This window comes from Bacillus sp. 7884-1 (genome assembly GCF_002272245.1).
Taxonomy (GTDB): Bacteria; Bacillota; Bacilli; order Bacillales; family Cytobacillaceae; genus Neobacillus.
Genome location: NZ_NPDD01000053.1, coordinates 1 through 19,324, shown reverse-complemented (window position 1 = coordinate 19,324; position 19,324 = coordinate 1). Strand labels below are relative to the sequence as shown.

Below are 19,324 nucleotides of genomic sequence, written 5' to 3'. Positions count from 1 at the left end.
GAGGCGCTTTCGCTTTTAGTTCTACCTTGTCCCTAATATTCATATATTCTGTATGAAGGGGGAAGGTAAATGAAGAAGTTCAGTATGGTTGCTTTCTTATTACTAGCTGCGTGGTTTTCTGTTAACAATCCTCTTGTAGATACATATGTTGCCACACTTAAAGGAAACGCGCTAACTGTGGGAAAGCAAGAAGATCCGCTATATCAAAGTATTGTAAAAAATGCTTCTACATATGAAATACCGCCTTCCAATGCTAAAATTGATAGAGTATGGAAAGCGATTCCAGGTTATAATGGGATAACTGTCGATATTGAAGCCTCATATAAAAACATGAAGAAAATTGGCACGTTCAATGAAAAAAAATTAGTTTATAAACAAACTGAACCATCCGTACATCTTAGCGATTTAACTCCTTCTCCCATTTATCGAGGCCACCCTGATAAACCAATGGTCAGCTTCATCATAAATGTAGCTTGGGGAAATGAATATTTGCCTGAAATTCTTGCTGCCCTAAAAAAGCACCAAGTTAAAGCAAGTTTTTTCCTTGAGGGAAGATGGGTGAAAAATAATCCTGAATTGGCAAAAATGATAGTAAGTGCTGGACATGAGGTTGGGAATCACTCCTACACACATCCTGACATGAAAAGAATATCAGCAGCACAGATTAGGGAGCAATTAAACAAAACAAATGAAGTAATTGAAGCAGCAACGGGAAAAAAAAGCATTTGGTTTGCACCTCCCAGCGGCAGTTACCGGGACGAAACCGTTACAATCGCAGCCGAATTCAAGATGAAGACAGTTATGTGGACAGTAGATACCATAGATTGGCAAAAGCCATCACCAGACCAACTAATTAATCGTGTTACCTCTAAAATTAGTAATGGTTCAATGGTACTCATGCATCCAACAGAATCTACTGCAAAATCATTAGACACCCTAATAACACTTATTGAAGAAAAAGGATTAAAATTAGGGACGGTAAGTGATTTAATGAGTGAAGAAAGAATTATGAAATAAATTTAAAAGAGTATCCAGATAATAAAGGAAATAGCTAATTTTTCGCTTTTCTATAGACAGGAGGATTTTGATGATTAACAAATATTCTTGCAAAAATGGAGTAAGAATTGTATTAGAAAATATTCCAACAGTGAGATCTGTGGCAATTGGAGTCTGGATTGGCACTGGTTCAAGAAATGAAGATCCCCAAACGAATGGTATTTCGCACTTTTTAGAGCATATGTTTTTTAAAGGAACGAAAAATCGATCAGCGAAGGAAATAGCAGAATCATTTGATAGTATTGGCGGTCAAGTGAATGCCTTTACCTCCAAAGAATACACTTGCTACTATGCTAAAGTACTGGATACACATGCACAATTCGCATTAGATGTTTTAGCTGATATGTTCTTCAATTCGACCTTTGTTGAAGAAGAGTTAAATAAAGAAAGAAATGTCGTTCTTGAAGAAATTAAAATGTATGATGATACTCCAGATGACATTGTCCATGATTTACTCAGCCGTGCCATTTATGGAGATCATCCACTTGGATATCCGATATTGGGGACAGAAGAAACCTTAAATACCTTTACAAGTGCGACTCTAAAGGATTATATCCATAATCGATACACACCAGAAAATGTTGTCATCTCTATTGCAGGGAATGTTTCAGATAAATTTATTCTAGAGGTTGAAAAATACTTTGGGTCCTATGAAGGTGGAAATAGTGCTACACTTGAAAATATTCCAGTCTTTCAATCCAATCGATTATCACGAAAGAAAGAAACAGAACAAGCTCATCTTTGTCTTGGTTTTGAAGGATTAAAGATTGGACATGAAGATGTCTATAGCTTAATCATTTTAAATAATATTTTAGGCGGCTCTATGAGCAGCAGATTGTTCCAAGAAGTTCGTGAGCAGCGAGGCTTAGCCTATTCAGTCTTCTCTTATCATTCCGCGTATCAGGATAATGGAGTTGTGACCGTATACGGTGGTACAGGGGCTAAGCAGCTTGATGTGTTATACGAAACAATTCAAGAAACACTTGAAAAGTTAAAACAAGAAGGAATTACAGATAAAGAATTAAATAATAGTAAAGAACAGTTAAAAGGAAGTTTGATGTTAGGCTTAGAAAGTACGAATAGCAGGATGAGTCGAAACGGTAAAAATGAACTTCTCTTAAAGCGTCATCGATCTCTTGATGAAATTATTGAGCAAATTGACCAAGTTACCAAACAAAGTGTAAATGGGATGGCGACATCTGTTTTTACAGACAAATACTCAGTTTCATTAATTAGTCCCAATGGGGAATTACCTAAAACTTTAATCTAAAAGAAGAAACAGTTCACTCTGAACTGTTTTTTCTTTTTGTGTCTAGCACATGCCGCAAGGGCGCTTCCACTTTTCTTAGTCTAATTTAGGACTTCCATCGATAAACTTAAGTAAAGAGTGTAGAGGGAGGAGTTCATTATAATGAGGCTAAGTGAATTAAGCGGGAAAGAAATAGTGGATGTGAAAAAGGCAGAGCGGTTGGGAGTTCTTGGTCAAACTGACCTTGAAATCAACGAGAGCACCGGGCAAATACAAGCCTTGTTGATTCCGTCCGTAAAGTGGTTTGGATTTAGAAAACAAGGCGGGGAAATAAGAGTACCATGGCAGCATATAAAAAAAATAGGAACTGATATGATCATTATTGATGTACATGAAGAAGACAAGGTTGAAGAATAGCGATTAGGTAAAAAAGCCCAAGCAAATAAAATTTTGCTTGGGCTTTTTTTTTTATCTGTAAATGGAAAACTCACAGATTCATTCACTCTTACATAAGATGTTGAAGTGATAAGAAGAAAAAGACTTCTGCTTGGATTTTTTGAAAAGAAGGTGAATGATTTCATGCTGACAGGGATGCAGATAGCCGTGATCGGTGGAGATGCAAGACAGCTGGAAATTATCCGGAAGTTAACCGAGTTAGATGCCAGATTATCTTTAATTGGCTTCGAGCAGCTTGACCACGCATTTACAGGCGCTGTTAAGGAAAAGTTGGATGAAGTCGATTTTTCAAATATGGATGCCTTAATCTTACCGGTACCCGGTACTAATTTAGAAGGGCATGTTGAAACAATCTTTTCGAATGAAAAGGTAATATTAACAGCCGAAATGCTTTTGAAAACACCTGAACATTGTACCATTTACTCCGGAATTAGTAATACTTTTTTAAACGGTATTACAAAGGAAGCAAATCGTCCGCTTGTACAGCTTTTTGAAAGGGACGATGTGGCAATTTACAATTCTATTCCGACTGTAGAAGGAACAATTATGATGGCCATCCAGCATACTGATTTCACGATTCATGGCTCAAATATTACGGTATTAGGCTTAGGAAGAGTTGGGATGAGTGTAGCAAGAACGTTCCATGCGCTTGGAGCAAAAATAAAGGTCGGTGCCAGGAAAACTGAACATCTTGCAAGAATTACGGAAATGGGTTTAACGCCATTTCATTTAAACGAAATAGAACAGCAGGTGAAGGATACAGATATCTTAATCAATACTATTCCGTTATTAATTGTAACTGCATCAGTTATTTCTAAAATGCCTACTCATACTTTGATTATTGATTTAGCTTCAAAACCAGGTGGAACAGATTTTAGGTATGCAGAAAAAAGAGGTATAAAAGCACTGCTTGCGCCAGGGTTACCTGGAATTGTCGCGCCAAAAACAGCTGGTCAAATATTAGCCAATGTTCTGGCCCAATTGCTTCAAGATGATTTAAGTAAGCGAAAGGGGATAATAAAATGAGTTTAAAAGGAAAAAAAATAGGCTTTGGTTTAACAGGGTCTCATTGTACGTATGACGCTGTATTTCCAGAAATCGAGAAACTGGTTCAAGCAGGTGCTGAGGTTTTACCAGTCGTTACTTTTACAGTCAAAAATACAGAAACACGTTTTGGTAAAGGGGAGGACTGGATTCAAAGAATAGAGGACCTAACAGGTAACAGAGCGATCGATTCAATCGTGAAAGCAGAGCCATTAGGACCGAAAATTCCTTTAGACTGTATGGTTATTGCCCCATTAACGGGTGTTTCAATGAGTAAATTTGCAAATGCAATGAATGATAGTCCAGTGTTAATGGCTGCAAAAGCAACATTGAGAAATTTAAAACCAGTGGTACTCGGAATATCTACAAATGATGCATTGGGATTAAATGGAGTTAATTTAATGAGATTAATGGCAACAAAAAATATATATTTTATCCCATATGGGCAAGATGATCCGAAAAATAAGCCTAATTCGATGGTAGCAAGAATGCCAATGTTAATGGAAACGGTTGAAGCAGCAATTGAAGGCAGGCAAATTCAGCCTGTCTTGGTGGAAAGATATAGGGATACAGACTAATTCTCACTCCTTTCGTCAAATATGGTTATTTCTTTTAAGGAATATGTTAATATATTAATAATTCACTCATCAGTGAGACCTATTATCTCACTGATGAGAATTTATATTAATCTTTTCTGATTTCTAAACCATCGAAACAGAAATGACCAATAATTATAGATGAAAGATTGAGAGGGGTACTAGAATATGAAGCAATCAAAAGGTTATCATGTGGCTGTTGTAGGTGCAACAGGAGCAGTTGGGCAGCAAATGATCCAAACATTAGTGAAAGAAAAATTCCCTATTGGACAATTAACTCTACTATCTTCTGCTCGTTCAGCCGGTAAAAAAGTTACGATTGATGGAGTTGAGCATACGATTCAGGAAGCAAAGCCTGAAAGCTTTGCGGGAGTCGATATTGCTTTATTCTCGGCTGGCGGCAATATATCAAAAGAACTTGCTCCAGAAGCAGTAAAACACGGAGCAATCGTAGTAGATAACACAAGTGCCTTTAGAATGGATGAAGAAATTCCGCTGGTTGTTCCTGAAGTTAACGAACATGACCTGCACAATCATAATGGTATTATTGCAAATCCAAATTGTTCAACCATCCAAATGGTTGTAGCTTTAGAACCAATTAGACAAAAATATGGTCTAAAGAAAGTGATTGTTTCCACCTATCAAGCAGTTTCAGGTGCAGGAGCCGTAGCAATTGAGGAGTTACAGAATCAAACAAAAGCAATTATTAATGGTGAGACAATAGAACCTAAGATATTACCTGTTAAGGGTGACAAGAACCACTATCAGATTGCCTTTAATGCGATCCCACAGATAGATAAGTTCCAAGATAACGGTTATACTTTTGAAGAAATGAAAATGATTAATGAAACTAAAAAGATTATGCATTTGCCAGAGCTGCCTGTTGCCGCAACTTGTGTAAGATTACCTGTAGCTGTGGGTCACTCTGAATCTGTTTATTTTGAAATTGAAGCAGACAACGTCAGTGCAAATGAAATTAAGGAATTATTAAAATCAGCACCAGGTGTTGTTTTACAAGATGACCCAGAGAATCAAGTATATCCAATGCCTGCAAATTGTGTAGGAAGTAATGATGTGTTTGTAGGACGAATTCGTAACGATCTAAATGAGAGTCGTGGTTTCCACATGTGGGTTGTTTCTGATAATTTACTAAAGGGTGCTGCCTGGAATTCAGTTCAAATTGCGGAAAGCTTAATAAAACTAGGATTAATCAAAGAAAAAAAATAATGGTTTGATGATAAAGGCAGGTTTTTATGTCTATGAAAATGATAGTTCAAAAATTTGGCGGGACATCTGTCAGGGATGAAGCAGGCAGGGAACATGCAAAGAAACATATCGAAAAAGCATTAGCTGATGGATATAAGGTTGTAGTAGTAGTATCTGCGATGGGAAGAAAGGGTGATCCCTATGCAACAGATACACTTCTCTCTTTAATTGGGGGTAATCAAAGTAAGGTTACAAAACGTGAACATGACCTGCTATTATCCTGTGGCGAAATCATTTCTAGTATTGTTTTTGCCAATATGCTGAAAGACAATGGCATGAATGCTATTGCTTTGACAGGGGCTCAGGCAGGGTTTCGAACAAATAATGATCATTCACAAGCAAAAATTGTAGAAATGAAATGCGATCGGTTACTAAGAGAGTTAGAACATAATGATGTGGTCGTAGTGGCTGGATTTCAAGGTGCAGCAAAGAACGGTGACATCACAACAATTGGACGAGGTGGCAGTGATACTTCGGCAGCTGCCTTAGGGGCTGCTCTAAATGCGGAATGGATTGATATTTTTACCGACGTAGAAGGCATCATGACTGCTGACCCAAGAATAGCTGAAAATGCTAGGCGTTTATCTGTGGTTACCTATACGGAGCTATGTAACATGGCTTATCAGGGTGCAAAGGTGATACATCCAAGAGCAGTTGAAATAGCGATGCAGTCAAAGGTTCCCATTCGAATTCGCTCCACGTACTCAGATAATTTAGGCACATTGGTAACGGCTATTTCGAAAGAATCTCGAGGCAGTGATATTAAAGAAAGAACTGTTACGGGGATTGCACATGTTTCCAATGTAAGCCAAATTAAAGTTTTTGCAAAAAAAGACCAATACTATTTACAAGCAGAAGTTTTTAAAGCAATGGCAAATGAAAAAATCAGTGTCGATTTCATCAATATCTCACCAAATGGTGTTGTTTACACGGTTACGGATGAAATGACTGAAAGAGCAATAAAGGTTTTAAAAGAAATAGGTCATGAACCTGTGGTAGAGCGTCATTGTGCAAAGGTGTCTGTCGTTGGAGCCGGGATTGCCGGAGTACCAGGTGTTACTTCTAAAATTGTTACAGCTCTTTCTGAGAATGGAATTCGGATTCTTCAATCTGCTGATAGCCATACGACCATTTGGGTACTAGTGAAACAAGATGACTTGAAAAAATCCGTGAATGCATTGCATGACGCCTTTCATCTGGAAGAAGAAACACTTGAAACAAAACTTACGGATATCTAATATAGTAAAGGAAACGATAATTGGTAGTTTGAAACCTAAAATGCCATTGTCGCAACCTGGATTTCGTAATTGAGAGGAGTAGTATAATGGTTCATTTTGGGCGGGTTTCAACAGCCATGGTTACACCTTTTGATAAAAAAGGACATATTGATTTTCAGAAGACCACTCAATTAGTAAATTATCTAATAGATAATGGTACGGATTCCCTTGTAGTTGCAGGTACAACTGGTGAATCGCCTACACTATCAAAGGAAGAAAAGTTAGCTTTATTTGGTCATGTAGTAAAGATAGTTAAAAAAAGAATACCGGTAATTGCAGGAACAGGCAGCAATAATACCTATGCTTCAGTGGAACTGACAAGAAAAGCGGAACAGCTTGGGGTGGATGGTATTATGGTAGTGGCGCCCTACTATAATAAACCGAATCAAGAAGGTTTATATCAACACTTTAAAGCAGTTGCTGACGCTACTTCTCTTCCTGTCATGGTTTATAATATCCCAGGAAGAGCATCAGTAAATATTCATCCTGATACCATCATCAGGCTTTCAAAGGTTTCGAATATTGTAGCCGTTAAAGAAGCAAGCGGAGATTTAAATGCAATGACTCACATTATCGCAAATACTGATAGTGATTTTAATCTTTACAGTGGTGATGATGGTATAGCGATACCAGTTCTTTCTATTGGAGGGGTAGGGGTTGTCTCTGTAGCCTCTCATGTAATTGGGAACGAAATGCAAGAGATGGTAAAGGCCTTTTTAGAAGGAGAAAATGAGAAAGCAGCAAAGCTGCACCAACAGCTCCTTCCACTTATGCAGGGACTTTTTGCGGCGCCAAGTCCTGCTCCTGTTAAGACAGCTCTTCAAGTCAAAGGGCTGGATGTAGGCTCAGTAAGATTGCCGCTTGTTCCATTAACCGAACAAGAAAGATCAACATTAACTAAATTATTATAATAATTTTTACAAAATGCCAATCGAAAAAACTCGGTTGGCATTTTACATGGTATAATTTTAGATTCACTTATTTTCCTCCAAAGGATAAAACAACTAAATTTGGTTGTAAAGGTTTTCAAATATCAAGTATAATAATTATAACTGATTTCGATCGGGCAATTTTGAAATGTCGAAGACCTTTTAGTGAAAGAGAGCTAGACAATCAACATAGGAGGAAACGGAAATTGATAAATAGAATAAATAGTTCCATTAAGATTATTACGCTTGGTGGTATTGGAGAAATTGGGAAAAATATGTATCTTGTCGAAGTGGACAAGGACATCTATATCATTGATGCCGGGTTAATGTTCCCCGAGGATGAAATGCTTGGCATTGATATCGTGATTCCAGACATCAGTTATTTAACAGAAAACAAGGAAAGAGTGAAGGCAGTTTTCCTTACACATGGCCATGAAGATCATATTGGTGCCCTTTCTTATCTTCTCCGTCAATTGGACGTACCTGTTTACGGAACAAAACTTACATTAGCTCTTGCAGCTGCTAAGTTAAAGGAGCAGGAATATTATGGGAAGATCAATTTTATTGAAGTAACTTCGGATACAATTGTTCAGATGGATTCTGTCGAAGTTAGCTTTTTTCGAACAAATCACAGTATTCCAGACTCAGTCGGTGTATGCGTCCATACTTCAGAAGGAAGTATCGTATATACGGGAGATTTCAAATTTGATCAGGCAGCAACAAAGCTGTATAAGCCTGAAATAGGGAAAATGGCCGCTCTAGGAGAAAAGGGTGTATTATGTTTACTTTCAGATAGTACGGAAGCAGAGAAGCCTGGATACACTACCTCCGAGGCAATCGTTGAGCGAGAGCTATCCACTGCATTCTATAATACACGCGGCAGAATGATAGCTGCATGTTTCGCTTCAGATATTAACAGAATTCAGCATATATTTGATGCAGCAAGGGATAATGGCCGTAAAGTAGCAGTAGTTGGTAAAAGTCTTGAAAGAATTTATCATATTGCGCTAGATTTAGGCTATTTAGAGGTGAGCGAAGAACTAATTATCCCGGTTAGTGAAATAAATAATTACGAAGACAGGGAAATCGTCGTATTAATGACGGGAAGTCAAGGAGAGCCAATTGAAGCCCTTCAAAAAATGGCAAAGCAAACTGCAAAGCATGTAAATATACAGCCTGGTGATACTGTTCTAATAGCTGCATCAACACTTAGGGGAAGTGAATTGTTGATATCGAGAACAGTGGATATGCTTTTTAGAGCAGGAGCAAATGTTATCTCAGGAAAAAGAACGATTCATGTTTCAAGCCATGGCAGCCAAGAAGAATTAAAATTTATGATTAACTTAATGAAGCCAAAGTACTTTATTCCGGTGCATGGGGAATATAGAATGCTAAAAGCACATCGGAGACTGGCACTTGATTGTGAAGTACCAGATGAGAACATCATTATCCCAGATCGTGGTGATGTGGTAGAATTTAAGGATGGAACGTTCTCTATCAGCGGTAAAGTTCCTTCAGGCAATGTATTAATTGATGGAATTGGTGTGGGTGACGTTGGAAATATCGTTTTACGAGATCGGAGACTGCTGTCTCAAGATGGTATATTAATTGTTGTGGTTACATTAACTAGGCAGGATAAGCGGATTGCTGCAGGTCCGGAAATTATTTCACGTGGTTTTGTCTATGTCCGTGAATCAGAAAAGTTAATGGATGAATCTACAAAATTAGTTCGAGATATTGTACAGAAGAACATTTCTAAAGATTCCTTTGAATGGTCAAGTCTTAAACAGGACATAAGAGATGGGTTAAACAGGTACTTGTTTGAAAAAACAAAAAGAAGACCAATGATACTTCCGATTATTATGGAAGTTTAAGAAGGTAAAGGAGGCATTGGGGAAACCATTGCTTCTTTTTTTACATAGGATTTTATTCCATAAATCTAAGAATGAAATTGTTTCATAGGTCAATACTAACGTTATTATGCGTGAAGGGAGACTTAAGATGAATAAGGACATACAAAAAAGTGAATCGGGAAATCAAGAAGGGCAAGAACCTCAAAAAGAGGATAAGCCTTCTTCTTTAATGGAAAAAATTCAGCAGCTAGGGCAAACGAATGTACCTCAGCTTTCTTCCGATTCACGGATCCATTGTTTGACAATTATCGGCCAAATTGAGGGCCATTTAGCTCTGCCTCCACAAAACAAAACGACAAAATATGAACACTTGATACCTCAACTAGTAGCGATTGAGCAAAATCCTAAAATAGAAGGAGTATTGATAATTTTAAATACAGTTGGCGGTGATGTGGAGGCGGGACTGGCCATTTCTGAAATGATGGCAACACTGTCAAAACCAACTGTTTCAATCGTCTTAGGAGGAGGACATTCAATAGGAGTGCCAATAGCGGTCTCTTGTGATTATTCCTTTATAGCCGAAACAGCAACGATGACCATCCATCCAATTCGTTTAACTGGTCTAGTAATTGGGGTACCAGCAACCTTTGAATATTTAGATAAAATGCAGGATAGGGTTGTCAATTTTGTAACCAAACACTCTAATATTACTGAAGAGAAATTTAAGGATTTAATGTTTGCGAAAGGAAATCTTACTCGTGACATAGGGACAAATGTCGTTGGTCCAGATGCCGTAGATTATGGATTGATTGACGAGGTTGGCGGACTCGGGCAGGCGATGAAGAAGTTAAATGAATTAATTGATCAATCTAAAGGTGCAAGTGAGGGGCTGATTCAATGATTCTATATACGATGATGCCGCAGGAATTAATATATCCAAATGACCCAGAAGCCTTTAATAGACAACAAACTGTAACCTATCAAGGGGTATCAATGATAGTGGAACAATCTGATGCACAAAATGTCCAGGTCATTCGCATTTTAAGCAGTGACCCGCAGCATTATTTAGACGAGCGCTTATGTCCAGGTGCCAAAATTTCTTGTGCCAGCATTGAAGGATTGTCATCAAAATATTAGGATATTATGGTATAATAAGGATACCAAGCTTAAGCAGCCAATGAAGGCTGCTTTCTTCCTTTTGTGGGGAATTTTCTAATTGCATTGTGTTTGATAAAGCAAAAGGTTGATAATGATGATAGTACAACACTATATAGACAGGTGATAAGATGGCGAAGAAAAAGAGAAGATCAAAAAAACGAGATAATCATTTAAAACAAACCGTACAATACGAACTTACCGCGCTTGCATTATTAGCGCTTGCAATTATATCAATAGCTAAATTGGGAGCTGTTGGAGAAGCAGCCGTACTATTTTTCCGATTCTGGATGGGTGAATGGTACATGCTAAGCTTGATTGGTCTGGTTATTTTAAGTGTGTATCTTATGTGGAAACGAACCATCCCTTTTATTTTTCATATTAAATTAATTGGAACTTATCTTATCGTTTCATCTATTCTCCTTTTAAGCCATGTAACGCTTTTTCATTTACTAACAAATGATGGTAACTTTAAGAATCCTAGTGTCATCAGCAACACATGGGAAATATTTATGATGGAAGTTAGAGGGGAAACAAGCACAATTGACCTTGGTGGAGGAATGATTGGCGCCGTTCTTTTTGCTATGTTTCATTATCTCTTTGCTGAAACTGGCACAAAGATTATTGCCTTTATCTTTATTCTAATAGGGTTTATTTTACTAACTGGTAAATCATTTGGAGAGTTTATTGCAAAAGTAGGAACCACGATGATTGAATTTTCAAAGGGACAGTGGAGTGCCTTTCAATTAGATATGGAAGAATGGAAACAGAAAAAACAAGAGCGGCGGGAAGAAAGACGGATACAACTGCAACGAGAACGTGAAAACAGGGCAACAGTTTCAGTTCAGCCAGAAATCATTCCCTCTTTACAAAATGTTCAGGACGAAATCGTCATTCCTGAACCCCTTATCTCAAGCTTTGCAGATCGGGCTTATCCTGATGAAGAGCCACAAAGGGCAAAACGAAGGAAAGATGATTCAAAGAATAAAAGGGATGAACAGAGAATAGTAGAAGAAGACAGCACACCGCCGATTACCTTTACGGAAGTAGAGAATGTTGCTTATGAATTACCGCCGCTAAGACTTCTAAAACTTCCGAAGAAAACAGATCAAAGCGGGGAATACGAATTAATTCATGCGAATGCAGCTAAACTGGAAAGAACTTTTCAAAGCTTCGGGGTTAAGGCTCGAGTAACACAGGTACATCTTGGTCCAGCAGTTACAAAGTATGAGGTTCATCCTGATGTCGGGGTTAAAGTTAGTAAAATAGTTAGCTTAAGTGATGATCTAGCCTTAGCACTAGCTGCTAAAGATATACGAATTGAAGCTCCTATTCCTGGAAAATCAGCAATTGGAATTGAAGTACCAAATTCAGAGGTGGCCGTTGTTTCACTAAGAGAAGTACTAGAAGCAACTCAAAATAATAAACCAGAGGCGAAACTGCTAATTGGACTTGGCAGGGATATTACTGGGGAAGCAGTACTTGCTGAATTAAATAAAATGCCCCACCTGCTCGTGGCTGGATCAACCGGAAGCGGGAAGAGTGTTTGTATTAATGGTATTATCACGAGCATCTTAATGAGAGCTAAGCCTCATGAAGTAAAATTAATGATGATTGATCCTAAGATGGTAGAGTTAAATGTCTATAATGGTGTCCCTCACTTATTAGCACCTGTAGTAACAGACGCTAAAAAAGCTTCGCAAGCGTTGAAAAAGGTTGTAAGTGAAATGGAGAGACGTTATGAACTATTCTCTCATACTGGAACACGTAATATTGAAGGGTATAATGACCATGTTAAAAGGCATAACATTGAGGAAAATGATAAGCAGCCACTTTTGCCATATATTGTCGTCATTGTGGACGAGCTTGCTGATTTAATGATGGTAGCCTCATCTGATGTGGAGGATTCCATTACTAGACTTGCACAAATGGCGCGAGCTGCGGGAATCCACCTCATTATTGCAACCCAGCGTCCTTCTGTTGATGTCATCACGGGGGTAATTAAAGCAAATATCCCTTCAAGAATTGCCTTTGCAGTGTCGAGTGCTACCGATTCAAGAACGATCTTGGATATGGGCGGTGCAGAAAAACTTCTGGGCAGAGGAGATATGCTATTTTTACCAGTTGGTGCTTCAAAACCAGTTCGTGTACAAGGAGCCTTTCTATCAGACAATGAAGTAGAGGAAACGGTTAATTTTGTTATTGGGCAGCAAAAAGCACAATATCAAGAAGAGATGATTCCAGACGATACACCTGAAGCAGTTGGTGAGGTTGATGATGACCTATATGCAGATGCTGTGGATTTAGTAATAGATATGCAAACGGCATCTGTTTCCATGTTACAGCGTCGTTTTCGTATTGGATATACAAGAGCGGCACGGTTAATTGATGAAATGGAAGCTCGTGGAATAGTCGGATCATATGAAGGCAGTAAACCAAGAGCGGTATTACAATCCAAACCAAACGAAGAGGTAAATTGAAAAAAGAGCCTAACGGCTCTTTTTTTTTAAAATAAAATATTCCTAATTGATTTAGACAATAATAAATTATAGCAGATTTAAGAGTAAAAAGGCCTATTTTTACTGATAGTTTTCGACAATATTGCTTTTTTCGACAATTTAATGAATTTCTATTTCCTTATGCCTGAAAAAGTGGTATATTATTTTCGATTAGTAGGAATGATTATACATCAGATGTCTGATGTCTTAGGAAGAAGCTGGAGGTACCCGCATGTCTATTAAGCTAGATAACCGACATTTATACCTACAAGTTATCGATCGGTTAAAACAAGATATCGAACTAGGAGTCTACAAAGAAAAAGAAAAACTGCCATCCGAATTTGATCTTGCTAAACATCTCGGTGTAAGCAGGGCCACCCTTCGAGAAGCACTACGAATACTTGAAGAAGAAAACGTTATCATTCGTCGCCATGGTGTTGGTACATTTGTTAATTCTAAGCCACTGTTTACCTCAGGAATTGAACAACTTAATAGTGTAACGGATATGATCTTTCAAGCGGGGATGAAACCAGGCACAATCTTTTTAAGTTCATCAACTGTTGGAGCGACTGAAGAAGATATTCGTCGTTTCTCATGTTCTGCAAATGAGGAAATTGTAATCATGGAGCGGGTTAGAACTGCAAATGGGGAGCCTGTTGTATACTGTATCGACAAGGTACCTGAAAAAATTTTGCCAGAGACATTTTCCCATGGGGAGGAATCCATTTTTTCCATTTTGGAAGAAGAGGCAAACCGAAAAATTACATACGCGGTTGCTCAAATTGAACCAATTGGTTATCATGAGAAAATTTCCCCAATTCTAGAATGTGAACCAGAAACTGCCTTGCTTGTTTTAAAGCAAATGCACTTCGATGAAATGGATGAACCAGTCCTCTTTTCGGTAAACTACTTTAAAGCAGATAAATTTAGTTTTCAGGTATTGAGAAAAAGGTTTTAATTTTCTTATATTATGGAAGCATAAACATGTCTGCAATTTAGTACATTTCTACTAAATCAAACAACATAAATAGGGGGTCAATTGCCTTGAAAAAACGTAAATTTGGCTTAACCATGTCATTGATTTTAGCTGCAGGTACATTGTTAGGAGCATGCGGCGGCGGTAATGACAAGGATACAGGTAAGGATAATGGTAAAGACGCTATTAAAATTGGTATGGTTACCGATGCTGGTACAATTGATGACAAATCATTTAACCAAGGTACTTGGGAAGGAATTCAACAGGCTCAAAAAGAATTAGGAATTCAATCAAAATATCTTAAGCCAGCTGGTACAACAGAAGCAGAATACCTAAAGGAAATGGGCAATTTAAATGATGCAGGTTATAAGTTTATTGTATTACCTGGATTCAAATTTGAAACTGCCGTATTCAAAGCACAGGATAAATACAAAGATTCAAAATTCGTCATTCTTGATGGTAATCCACATGCTGGTGACTTTAAACCTGTTGTTAAGGAAAACACAGTGGCAGTCTTCTTCGCTGAACATGAATCAGGTTTCTTAGCAGGTGTAGCTGCAGCACTTGAATTAAAAGAAGGCGAAGCTGGATTTATCGGTGGTATGGAAATCCCGGCTGTTCAAAAGTTTAACTGGGGCTTCCAACAAGGTGTTAAATACGCTAACGAAAACCTAGGTACAAAACTTAACATTAAAGCTGAAAACGTACTTTATCAAGGTTCATTTGATAACGTAGCTGCTGGTGGACAAATTGCTGCACAAATGTTTGACCGTGGTGTAAATGTAATCTTCACTGCTGCTGGCGGTGTTGGTGTTGGTGCTATCAATGAAGCAAAAACACGTGGAAAAGCTGGAGAGAAAATCTGGATCGTTGGTGTTGACTCTGACCAATATGCAGATGGTATTTATGAAGGTGAAAAATCAATTATCTTGACTTCAGCAATGAAGAAATTAGATAACGTTACATTTGACTTAATCAAGCGCGAGTTAGATGGTGATTTCCCTGGCGGTGAAACATTAACGTTCGATGCAAAAAATGACGGTATTGGTCTTCCTGCGGAAAATCCTAACTTAAGCGACGATACAATTACTAAGGTAAATGAAGTATTTGAAAAAATTAAGTCTGGCGATATTAAAGTTGCGGCTGAGCAAGGTAGCTTACTTAAGTAAAAAGGATTATAAAAGAGACGGTTTTACCCGTCTCTTTTATGCCTTTATGCATAAATGTTCTGCTAACAAAGAATATTTCTAGAGTAAGGAAATAATGGTTTAGTATATTCCTTTGAATGAAATTTCCTTGAATTTTGATGCAGTGATAGGGGACTCCCTATTTTCAAAGTAACCCGAGTCTAAATAAAAAGGTGAGTGCTACTATGAGTTATGTGGTTGAAATGCTGGATATTAGGAAAGAATTTCCTGGTATTGTGGCAAATGATAATATTACCCTGACATTAAAAAAAGGGGAAATACATGCCCTATTAGGTGAAAACGGTGCTGGTAAATCAACACTAATGGGTGTATTGTTTGGCATGTATCAACCTGAAAAAGGGATCGTAAAGATACGGGAGAAGGAAGTAAAAATTACGAGTCCTAATGTTGCCAATCAACTTGGCATCGGAATGGTCCATCAGCATTTTAAATTAGTAGAAAATTTTACAGTTACAGAAAATATTATACTAGGCAGTGAGCCATTAAAAGGTATGGTCCTAGATATTGATAAGGCAGCAAAAAGAATTGCAGAGTTATCAAAACATTACGGTTTGAATGTTGACCCGCATGCAAAGATTGAAGATATTTCTGTAGGTATGCAGCAAAGAGTAGAAATTATGAAAATGCTTTATCGTGAAGCTGAGGTTCTTATTTTTGATGAACCCACTGCTGTTTTAACCCCTCATGAAATAGAAGAATTAATGAAGATCATGCGTAATCTCATTAATGAAGGTAAATCGATTATCATCATTACACATAAGTTAAAAGAAATTAAAGCGGTTGCAGACCGTTGTACTGTTATAAGACGTGGAAAAGGAATCGGAACAGTTAACGTAAAAGAAACAAGCGAGGCACAGATGGCAGAAATGATGGTTGGCCGTCAAGTTAACTTTAAAGTGGATAAGAAAGCTAGTACACCTGGTGAGGTTGTACTTCAAATAGATTCAATTTCTGTCAAAAATAACAGAAAGGTAATGGGACTGAAAAATTTCTCTGTTGAAGTCAAACGCGGAGAAATAGTCGGTGTCGCTGGAGTTGAGGGGAATGGTCAATCTGAACTCGTAGAAGCGATAACGGGACTTAGGAAAGTTGAATCAGGAAAAATTTTATTAAAAGGAAAAGAAATAACAAATATTCCAATTCGCCAAAGAATCGAAAATGGAATTGGCCATATCCCTGAAGACAGACATAGGCGGGGACTTGTTCTCGATTATACACTAGAAAACAACATGGTTTTAGAGGTCTACAATAAACCTCCGTTTGCGAAGGCTGGATTACTAAATGGCGCTGCAATTAAGAAATATGCTAAAAGTATTTTAGAAAACTTTGATGTTCGTTCCGGTGAAGGCGGAGCATCCATTGCAAGGACTCTATCTGGAGGTAATCAGCAAAAGGCAATCATTGGCCGTGAAATGGAATTAGATCCTGATTTGCTCATTGCTGTACAACCTACACGTGGATTGGATGTAGGATCGATTGAATATATCCACAAAAGATTAATTGAGCATCGTGATCGAGGAAAGGCTGTTCTTCTGGTTTCTTTAGAGCTTGATGAAGTACTGCAACTTTCAGACCGTATTGCCATCGTTAACAATGGAGAGTTAATCGGAACAGTAATTGCTTCCGAAACGAATGAGAATGAGGTAGGACTGATGATGGCAGGTGTGAGTAAGGAGAGAAGTGTATGAGAAACACCATTGTTTCATTAATATCAATTATTTTAGGACTAATAGCTGGGGGCTTACTAATGCTCTTCATAGGAGCAAGCCCGATTGAAGGGTACACGTATTTATTTCAAGGTGCATTAAAGAATATTTCACGTATTGGTGATACTCTTGCAACGGCAACACCGCTCATTTTTACTGGACTTGCTGTCGCTTTTGCCTTCCGTACAGGTCTATTTAACATTGGTGCCTCAGGTCAAATGTTGATTGGCGGTCTGGCTGCTACTGCTGTAGGTTTAACGTTCGATTTATCAAGACCGATTCTAATTATTGTAATGGTACTTGCCGGAATTATAGCTGGAGGATTATGGGCATTTATTCCTGGCCTTTTTAAAGCGAAATTTAATGTGCATGAAGTAGTATCCACGATCATGATGAACTGGATTGCATATTGGACAGTTTATTATGTTGTTCCTGGTTATTTTAAAGGAGAATTCCTGGAAACTGAATCTCGAAAACTTGCAGAAGAATCTACTTTGAGAACACCTTGGTTGACAGAAATGTTTCAGGGTTCTTATATAAATTTAGGATTATTCTTTGGAGTTATTGCTGTACTCATCGTTGCGTTTATCATTAATAAAACAACACTAGGATTTGAATTAAAAGCTGTAGGGTTTAATCGTCACGCAGCAGAATATGCAGGTATGAAAGTAAATCGAAATATTATCTTATCTATGTTAATCTCAGGTGCCCTTGCAGGTCTTGGTGGAGTAGCATTATACACTGGTAATGCTTCCAGTATGCAAATTGGTATTTTACCATCGCAGGGCTATGATGGCATTGCAGTTGCATTACTTGGGGCAAACTCTCCAGTCGGCGTGTTCTTTGCAGCAATCCTTTTTGGTATTCTTTATTCAGGAACTGGCTTTATGAATGCAATGATCGAGATTCCCCCAGAACTTGCTAATACAATTATTGCTATTATTATTTATTTTGCTGCTACCAGCGTACTGATTCATCGTGTATTAAATAAATTCCGCAAGACTACTTCAAATGCAAATGATGTTAATGGACCTGTTGGCAAGAAGGGAGAATCCTGAAATGTGGACCATAATTGAACAAATATTCCCTTACGCAATTGTTTTTACCATTCCACTTCTTATAACAGCATTAGGCGGTCTTTTTAGTGAAAGAAGCGGTATCGTAAATATTGGTTTAGAAGGTTTAATGATTTCAGGAGCATTTGCTAGTGCACTGACGGTTAACTTTTTGCAGGATAAAATGCAAGGATCAACGATACTATGGATTGGATTATTAGTAGCAGCGATAGTTGGTATATTATTTTCGCTATTACATGCCTTTGCCAGCATTAATCTAAGCGCTGACCAAGTAATCAGTGGTACAGCGATTAACATGATTGCAATGGCTTTAACAGTATTCTTGGCTAGAAATATTACGGGTAGTGGTAATATCCGTATTACCAGCGGTTTCACACCATTTGATGTGCCAATATTATCTCAAATCCCGATTATTGGGGATTTATTGTTTACAAAAACATATGCAACAACTTGGTTTATTTTATTAGTACTGCTTGTTAGTGCGTTTATTCTAAATAAAACAAAATTTGGCTTGCGTTTAAAGTCTTGTGGTGAGTTTCCACAGGCTGCTCAAGCAGCGGGGATTAATGTAGTAAGAATCCGTTATATCGGTGTTATGCTTTCTGGCGCTTTATCAGGATTAGGCGGAGGAATCATTATTTTAACATACGCAGGTGAATTTACCGGTTCCGTTTCAGGTCTTGGATTCTTAGCACTTGCTTCCTTAATTTTTGGTCAATGGAGACCACTTGGAATCTTAGGAGCAACATTATTCTTCGGATTTGCAAGCACAATCGCTAACGTATCTCAAGTTATCCCTGAACTGGCTGTTATTCCGCCAATCATCCTAAAGATTTTCCCTTATGTAGTAACGTTAATTGCTTTAGTTATCTTCTCTAAATCTTCACAAGCACCTAAAGCAGCTGGGGAACCATTCGATCCAGGTAAACGATAATTATGGTGTTGTTAAACAGGCTGGCTAATTAGTCAGCCTGTTTTA

General features: G+C 37.9%; 17 protein-coding genes. All 17 read left to right on the top strand.

The window, feature by feature from the left end; translation table 11 throughout:
* Positions 1-69 precede the first annotated feature (69 nt).
* The 17 genes from CHI06_RS06655 to CHI06_RS06575 all read left to right on the top strand — a co-directional run bounded on the left by CHI06_RS06655 (position 70) and on the right by CHI06_RS06575 (position 19,279).
* Positions 70-1,017, top strand: a complete 948-nt coding sequence (locus CHI06_RS06655; RefSeq protein WP_095247640.1) for a polysaccharide deacetylase family protein — start codon at positions 70-72, stop codon at positions 1,015-1,017.
* A gap of 70 nt (positions 1,018-1,087) precedes the next feature.
* Positions 1,088-2,326 carry a M16 family metallopeptidase gene (locus CHI06_RS06650; RefSeq protein ID WP_095247639.1) on the top strand — a complete coding sequence of 413 codons (1,239 nt, stop codon included), beginning with the start codon at positions 1,088-1,090 and terminating at the stop codon, positions 2,324-2,326.
* A gap of 141 nt (positions 2,327-2,467) precedes the next feature.
* Positions 2,468-2,722, top strand: a complete 255-nt coding sequence (locus CHI06_RS06645; RefSeq protein WP_095247638.1) for a YlmC/YmxH family sporulation protein — start codon at positions 2,468-2,470, stop codon at positions 2,720-2,722.
* A gap of 162 nt (positions 2,723-2,884) precedes the next feature.
* Positions 2,885-3,787 carry a dipicolinic acid synthetase subunit A gene (gene dpaA, locus CHI06_RS06640; protein ID WP_095247637.1) on the top strand — a complete coding sequence of 301 codons (903 nt, stop codon included), beginning with the start codon at positions 2,885-2,887 and terminating at the stop codon, positions 3,785-3,787.
* Positions 3,784-4,383: a dipicolinate synthase subunit B gene (gene dpaB / locus CHI06_RS06635; RefSeq protein WP_095247636.1), complete on the top strand. Its 600-nt coding sequence runs from the start codon at positions 3,784-3,786 to the stop codon at positions 4,381-4,383. Before dpaA ends, dpaB begins: the two co-directional genes overlap by 4 nt.
* 186 nt (positions 4,384-4,569) lie before the next feature.
* Positions 4,570-5,628, top strand: coding sequence for an aspartate-semialdehyde dehydrogenase (gene asd, locus CHI06_RS06630; protein WP_095247635.1), 1,059 nt, complete (start codon positions 4,570-4,572; stop codon positions 5,626-5,628).
* A 32-nt stretch (positions 5,629-5,660) separates the two neighbouring features.
* Positions 5,661-6,905, top strand: coding sequence for an aspartate kinase (gene dapG / locus CHI06_RS06625; RefSeq protein WP_095247634.1), 1,245 nt, complete (start codon positions 5,661-5,663; stop codon positions 6,903-6,905).
* Between the two features lie 86 nt (positions 6,906-6,991).
* A complete protein-coding gene (gene dapA, locus CHI06_RS06620) occupies positions 6,992-7,855 on the top strand; it encodes a 4-hydroxy-tetrahydrodipicolinate synthase (RefSeq protein ID WP_095247633.1) in 864 nt (287 codons plus the stop codon).
* A gap of 224 nt (positions 7,856-8,079) precedes the next feature.
* Positions 8,080-9,747, top strand: coding sequence for a ribonuclease J (locus CHI06_RS06615; protein WP_095247632.1), 1,668 nt, complete (start codon positions 8,080-8,082; stop codon positions 9,745-9,747).
* 127 nt (positions 9,748-9,874) lie between these two features.
* Entirely contained in the window at positions 9,875-10,627 is a 753-nt protein-coding gene (locus CHI06_RS06610; RefSeq protein WP_095247631.1) for a ClpP family protease, read from the top strand.
* Positions 10,624-10,863 carry a YlzJ-like family protein gene (locus CHI06_RS06605; RefSeq protein WP_095247630.1) on the top strand — a complete coding sequence of 80 codons (240 nt, stop codon included), beginning with the start codon at positions 10,624-10,626 and terminating at the stop codon, positions 10,861-10,863. Before CHI06_RS06610 ends, CHI06_RS06605 begins: the two co-directional genes overlap by 4 nt.
* Positions 10,864-11,012: 149 nt before the next feature.
* Positions 11,013-13,361, top strand: coding sequence for an FtsK/SpoIIIE family DNA translocase (locus tag CHI06_RS06600; RefSeq protein WP_095247629.1), 2,349 nt, complete (start codon positions 11,013-11,015; stop codon positions 13,359-13,361).
* Positions 13,362-13,611: 250 nt separating this feature from the next.
* Positions 13,612-14,337 (top strand): GntR family transcriptional regulator, encoded by a 726-nt coding sequence (locus tag CHI06_RS06595; protein ID WP_095247628.1) that lies wholly within the window; start codon positions 13,612-13,614, stop codon positions 14,335-14,337.
* Positions 14,338-14,450: 113 nt separating this feature from the next.
* The gene (locus CHI06_RS06590) at positions 14,451-15,524 is read left to right on the top strand and encodes a BMP family lipoprotein (RefSeq protein WP_095247641.1); all 1,074 of its coding nucleotides are present in this window, start codon (positions 14,451-14,453) and stop codon (positions 15,522-15,524) included.
* Positions 15,525-15,727: 203 nt separating this feature from the next.
* A complete protein-coding gene (locus CHI06_RS06585; protein WP_095247627.1) occupies positions 15,728-17,251 on the top strand; it encodes an ABC transporter ATP-binding protein in 1,524 nt (507 codons plus the stop codon).
* The gene (locus CHI06_RS06580) at positions 17,248-18,327 is read left to right on the top strand and encodes an ABC transporter permease (RefSeq protein WP_095247626.1); all 1,080 of its coding nucleotides are present in this window, start codon (positions 17,248-17,250) and stop codon (positions 18,325-18,327) included. The genes CHI06_RS06585 and CHI06_RS06580 overlap by 4 nt, the downstream gene beginning before the upstream one ends.
* Position 18,328: 1 nt before the next feature.
* Positions 18,329-19,279 carry an ABC transporter permease gene (locus tag CHI06_RS06575; protein ID WP_095247625.1) on the top strand — a complete coding sequence of 317 codons (951 nt, stop codon included), beginning with the start codon at positions 18,329-18,331 and terminating at the stop codon, positions 19,277-19,279.
* The last annotated feature ends 45 nt before the right edge of the window (positions 19,280-19,324 follow it).

What these genes read in the sequence shown, in the direction of transcription:
- CHI06_RS06650 (WP_095247639.1), top strand. Translation starts at nt 1,088, where the DNA reads ATGATTAACAAATATTCTTGCAAAAATGGAGTAAGAATTGTATTAGAA.
- asd (WP_095247635.1), top strand. Translation starts at nt 4,570, where the DNA reads ATGAAGCAATCAAAAGGTTATCATGTGGCTGTTGTAGGTGCAACAGGA.
- CHI06_RS06645 (WP_095247638.1), top strand. Translation starts at nt 2,468, where the DNA reads ATGAGGCTAAGTGAATTAAGCGGGAAAGAAATAGTGGATGTGAAAAAG.
- CHI06_RS06595 (WP_095247628.1), top strand. Translation starts at nt 13,612, where the DNA reads ATGTCTATTAAGCTAGATAACCGACATTTATACCTACAAGTTATCGAT.
- CHI06_RS06585 (WP_095247627.1), top strand. Translation starts at nt 15,728, where the DNA reads ATGAGTTATGTGGTTGAAATGCTGGATATTAGGAAAGAATTTCCTGGT.
- dpaB (WP_095247636.1), top strand. Translation starts at nt 3,784, where the DNA reads ATGAGTTTAAAAGGAAAAAAAATAGGCTTTGGTTTAACAGGGTCTCAT.
- CHI06_RS06600 (WP_095247629.1), top strand. Translation starts at nt 11,013, where the DNA reads ATGGCGAAGAAAAAGAGAAGATCAAAAAAACGAGATAATCATTTAAAA.
- dapG (WP_095247634.1), top strand. Translation starts at nt 5,661, where the DNA reads ATGAAAATGATAGTTCAAAAATTTGGCGGGACATCTGTCAGGGATGAA.
- CHI06_RS06655 (WP_095247640.1), top strand. Translation starts at nt 70, where the DNA reads ATGAAGAAGTTCAGTATGGTTGCTTTCTTATTACTAGCTGCGTGGTTT.
- CHI06_RS06580 (WP_095247626.1), top strand. Translation starts at nt 17,248, where the DNA reads ATGAGAAACACCATTGTTTCATTAATATCAATTATTTTAGGACTAATA.
- dpaA (WP_095247637.1), top strand. Translation starts at nt 2,885, where the DNA reads ATGCTGACAGGGATGCAGATAGCCGTGATCGGTGGAGATGCAAGACAG.
- CHI06_RS06590 (WP_095247641.1), top strand. Translation starts at nt 14,451, where the DNA reads ATGTCATTGATTTTAGCTGCAGGTACATTGTTAGGAGCATGCGGCGGC.
- CHI06_RS06575 (WP_095247625.1), top strand. Translation starts at nt 18,329, where the DNA reads ATGTGGACCATAATTGAACAAATATTCCCTTACGCAATTGTTTTTACC.
- CHI06_RS06605 (WP_095247630.1), top strand. Translation starts at nt 10,624, where the DNA reads ATGATTCTATATACGATGATGCCGCAGGAATTAATATATCCAAATGAC.
- dapA (WP_095247633.1), top strand. Translation starts at nt 6,992, where the DNA reads ATGGTTCATTTTGGGCGGGTTTCAACAGCCATGGTTACACCTTTTGAT.
- CHI06_RS06610 (WP_095247631.1), top strand. Translation starts at nt 9,875, where the DNA reads ATGAATAAGGACATACAAAAAAGTGAATCGGGAAATCAAGAAGGGCAA.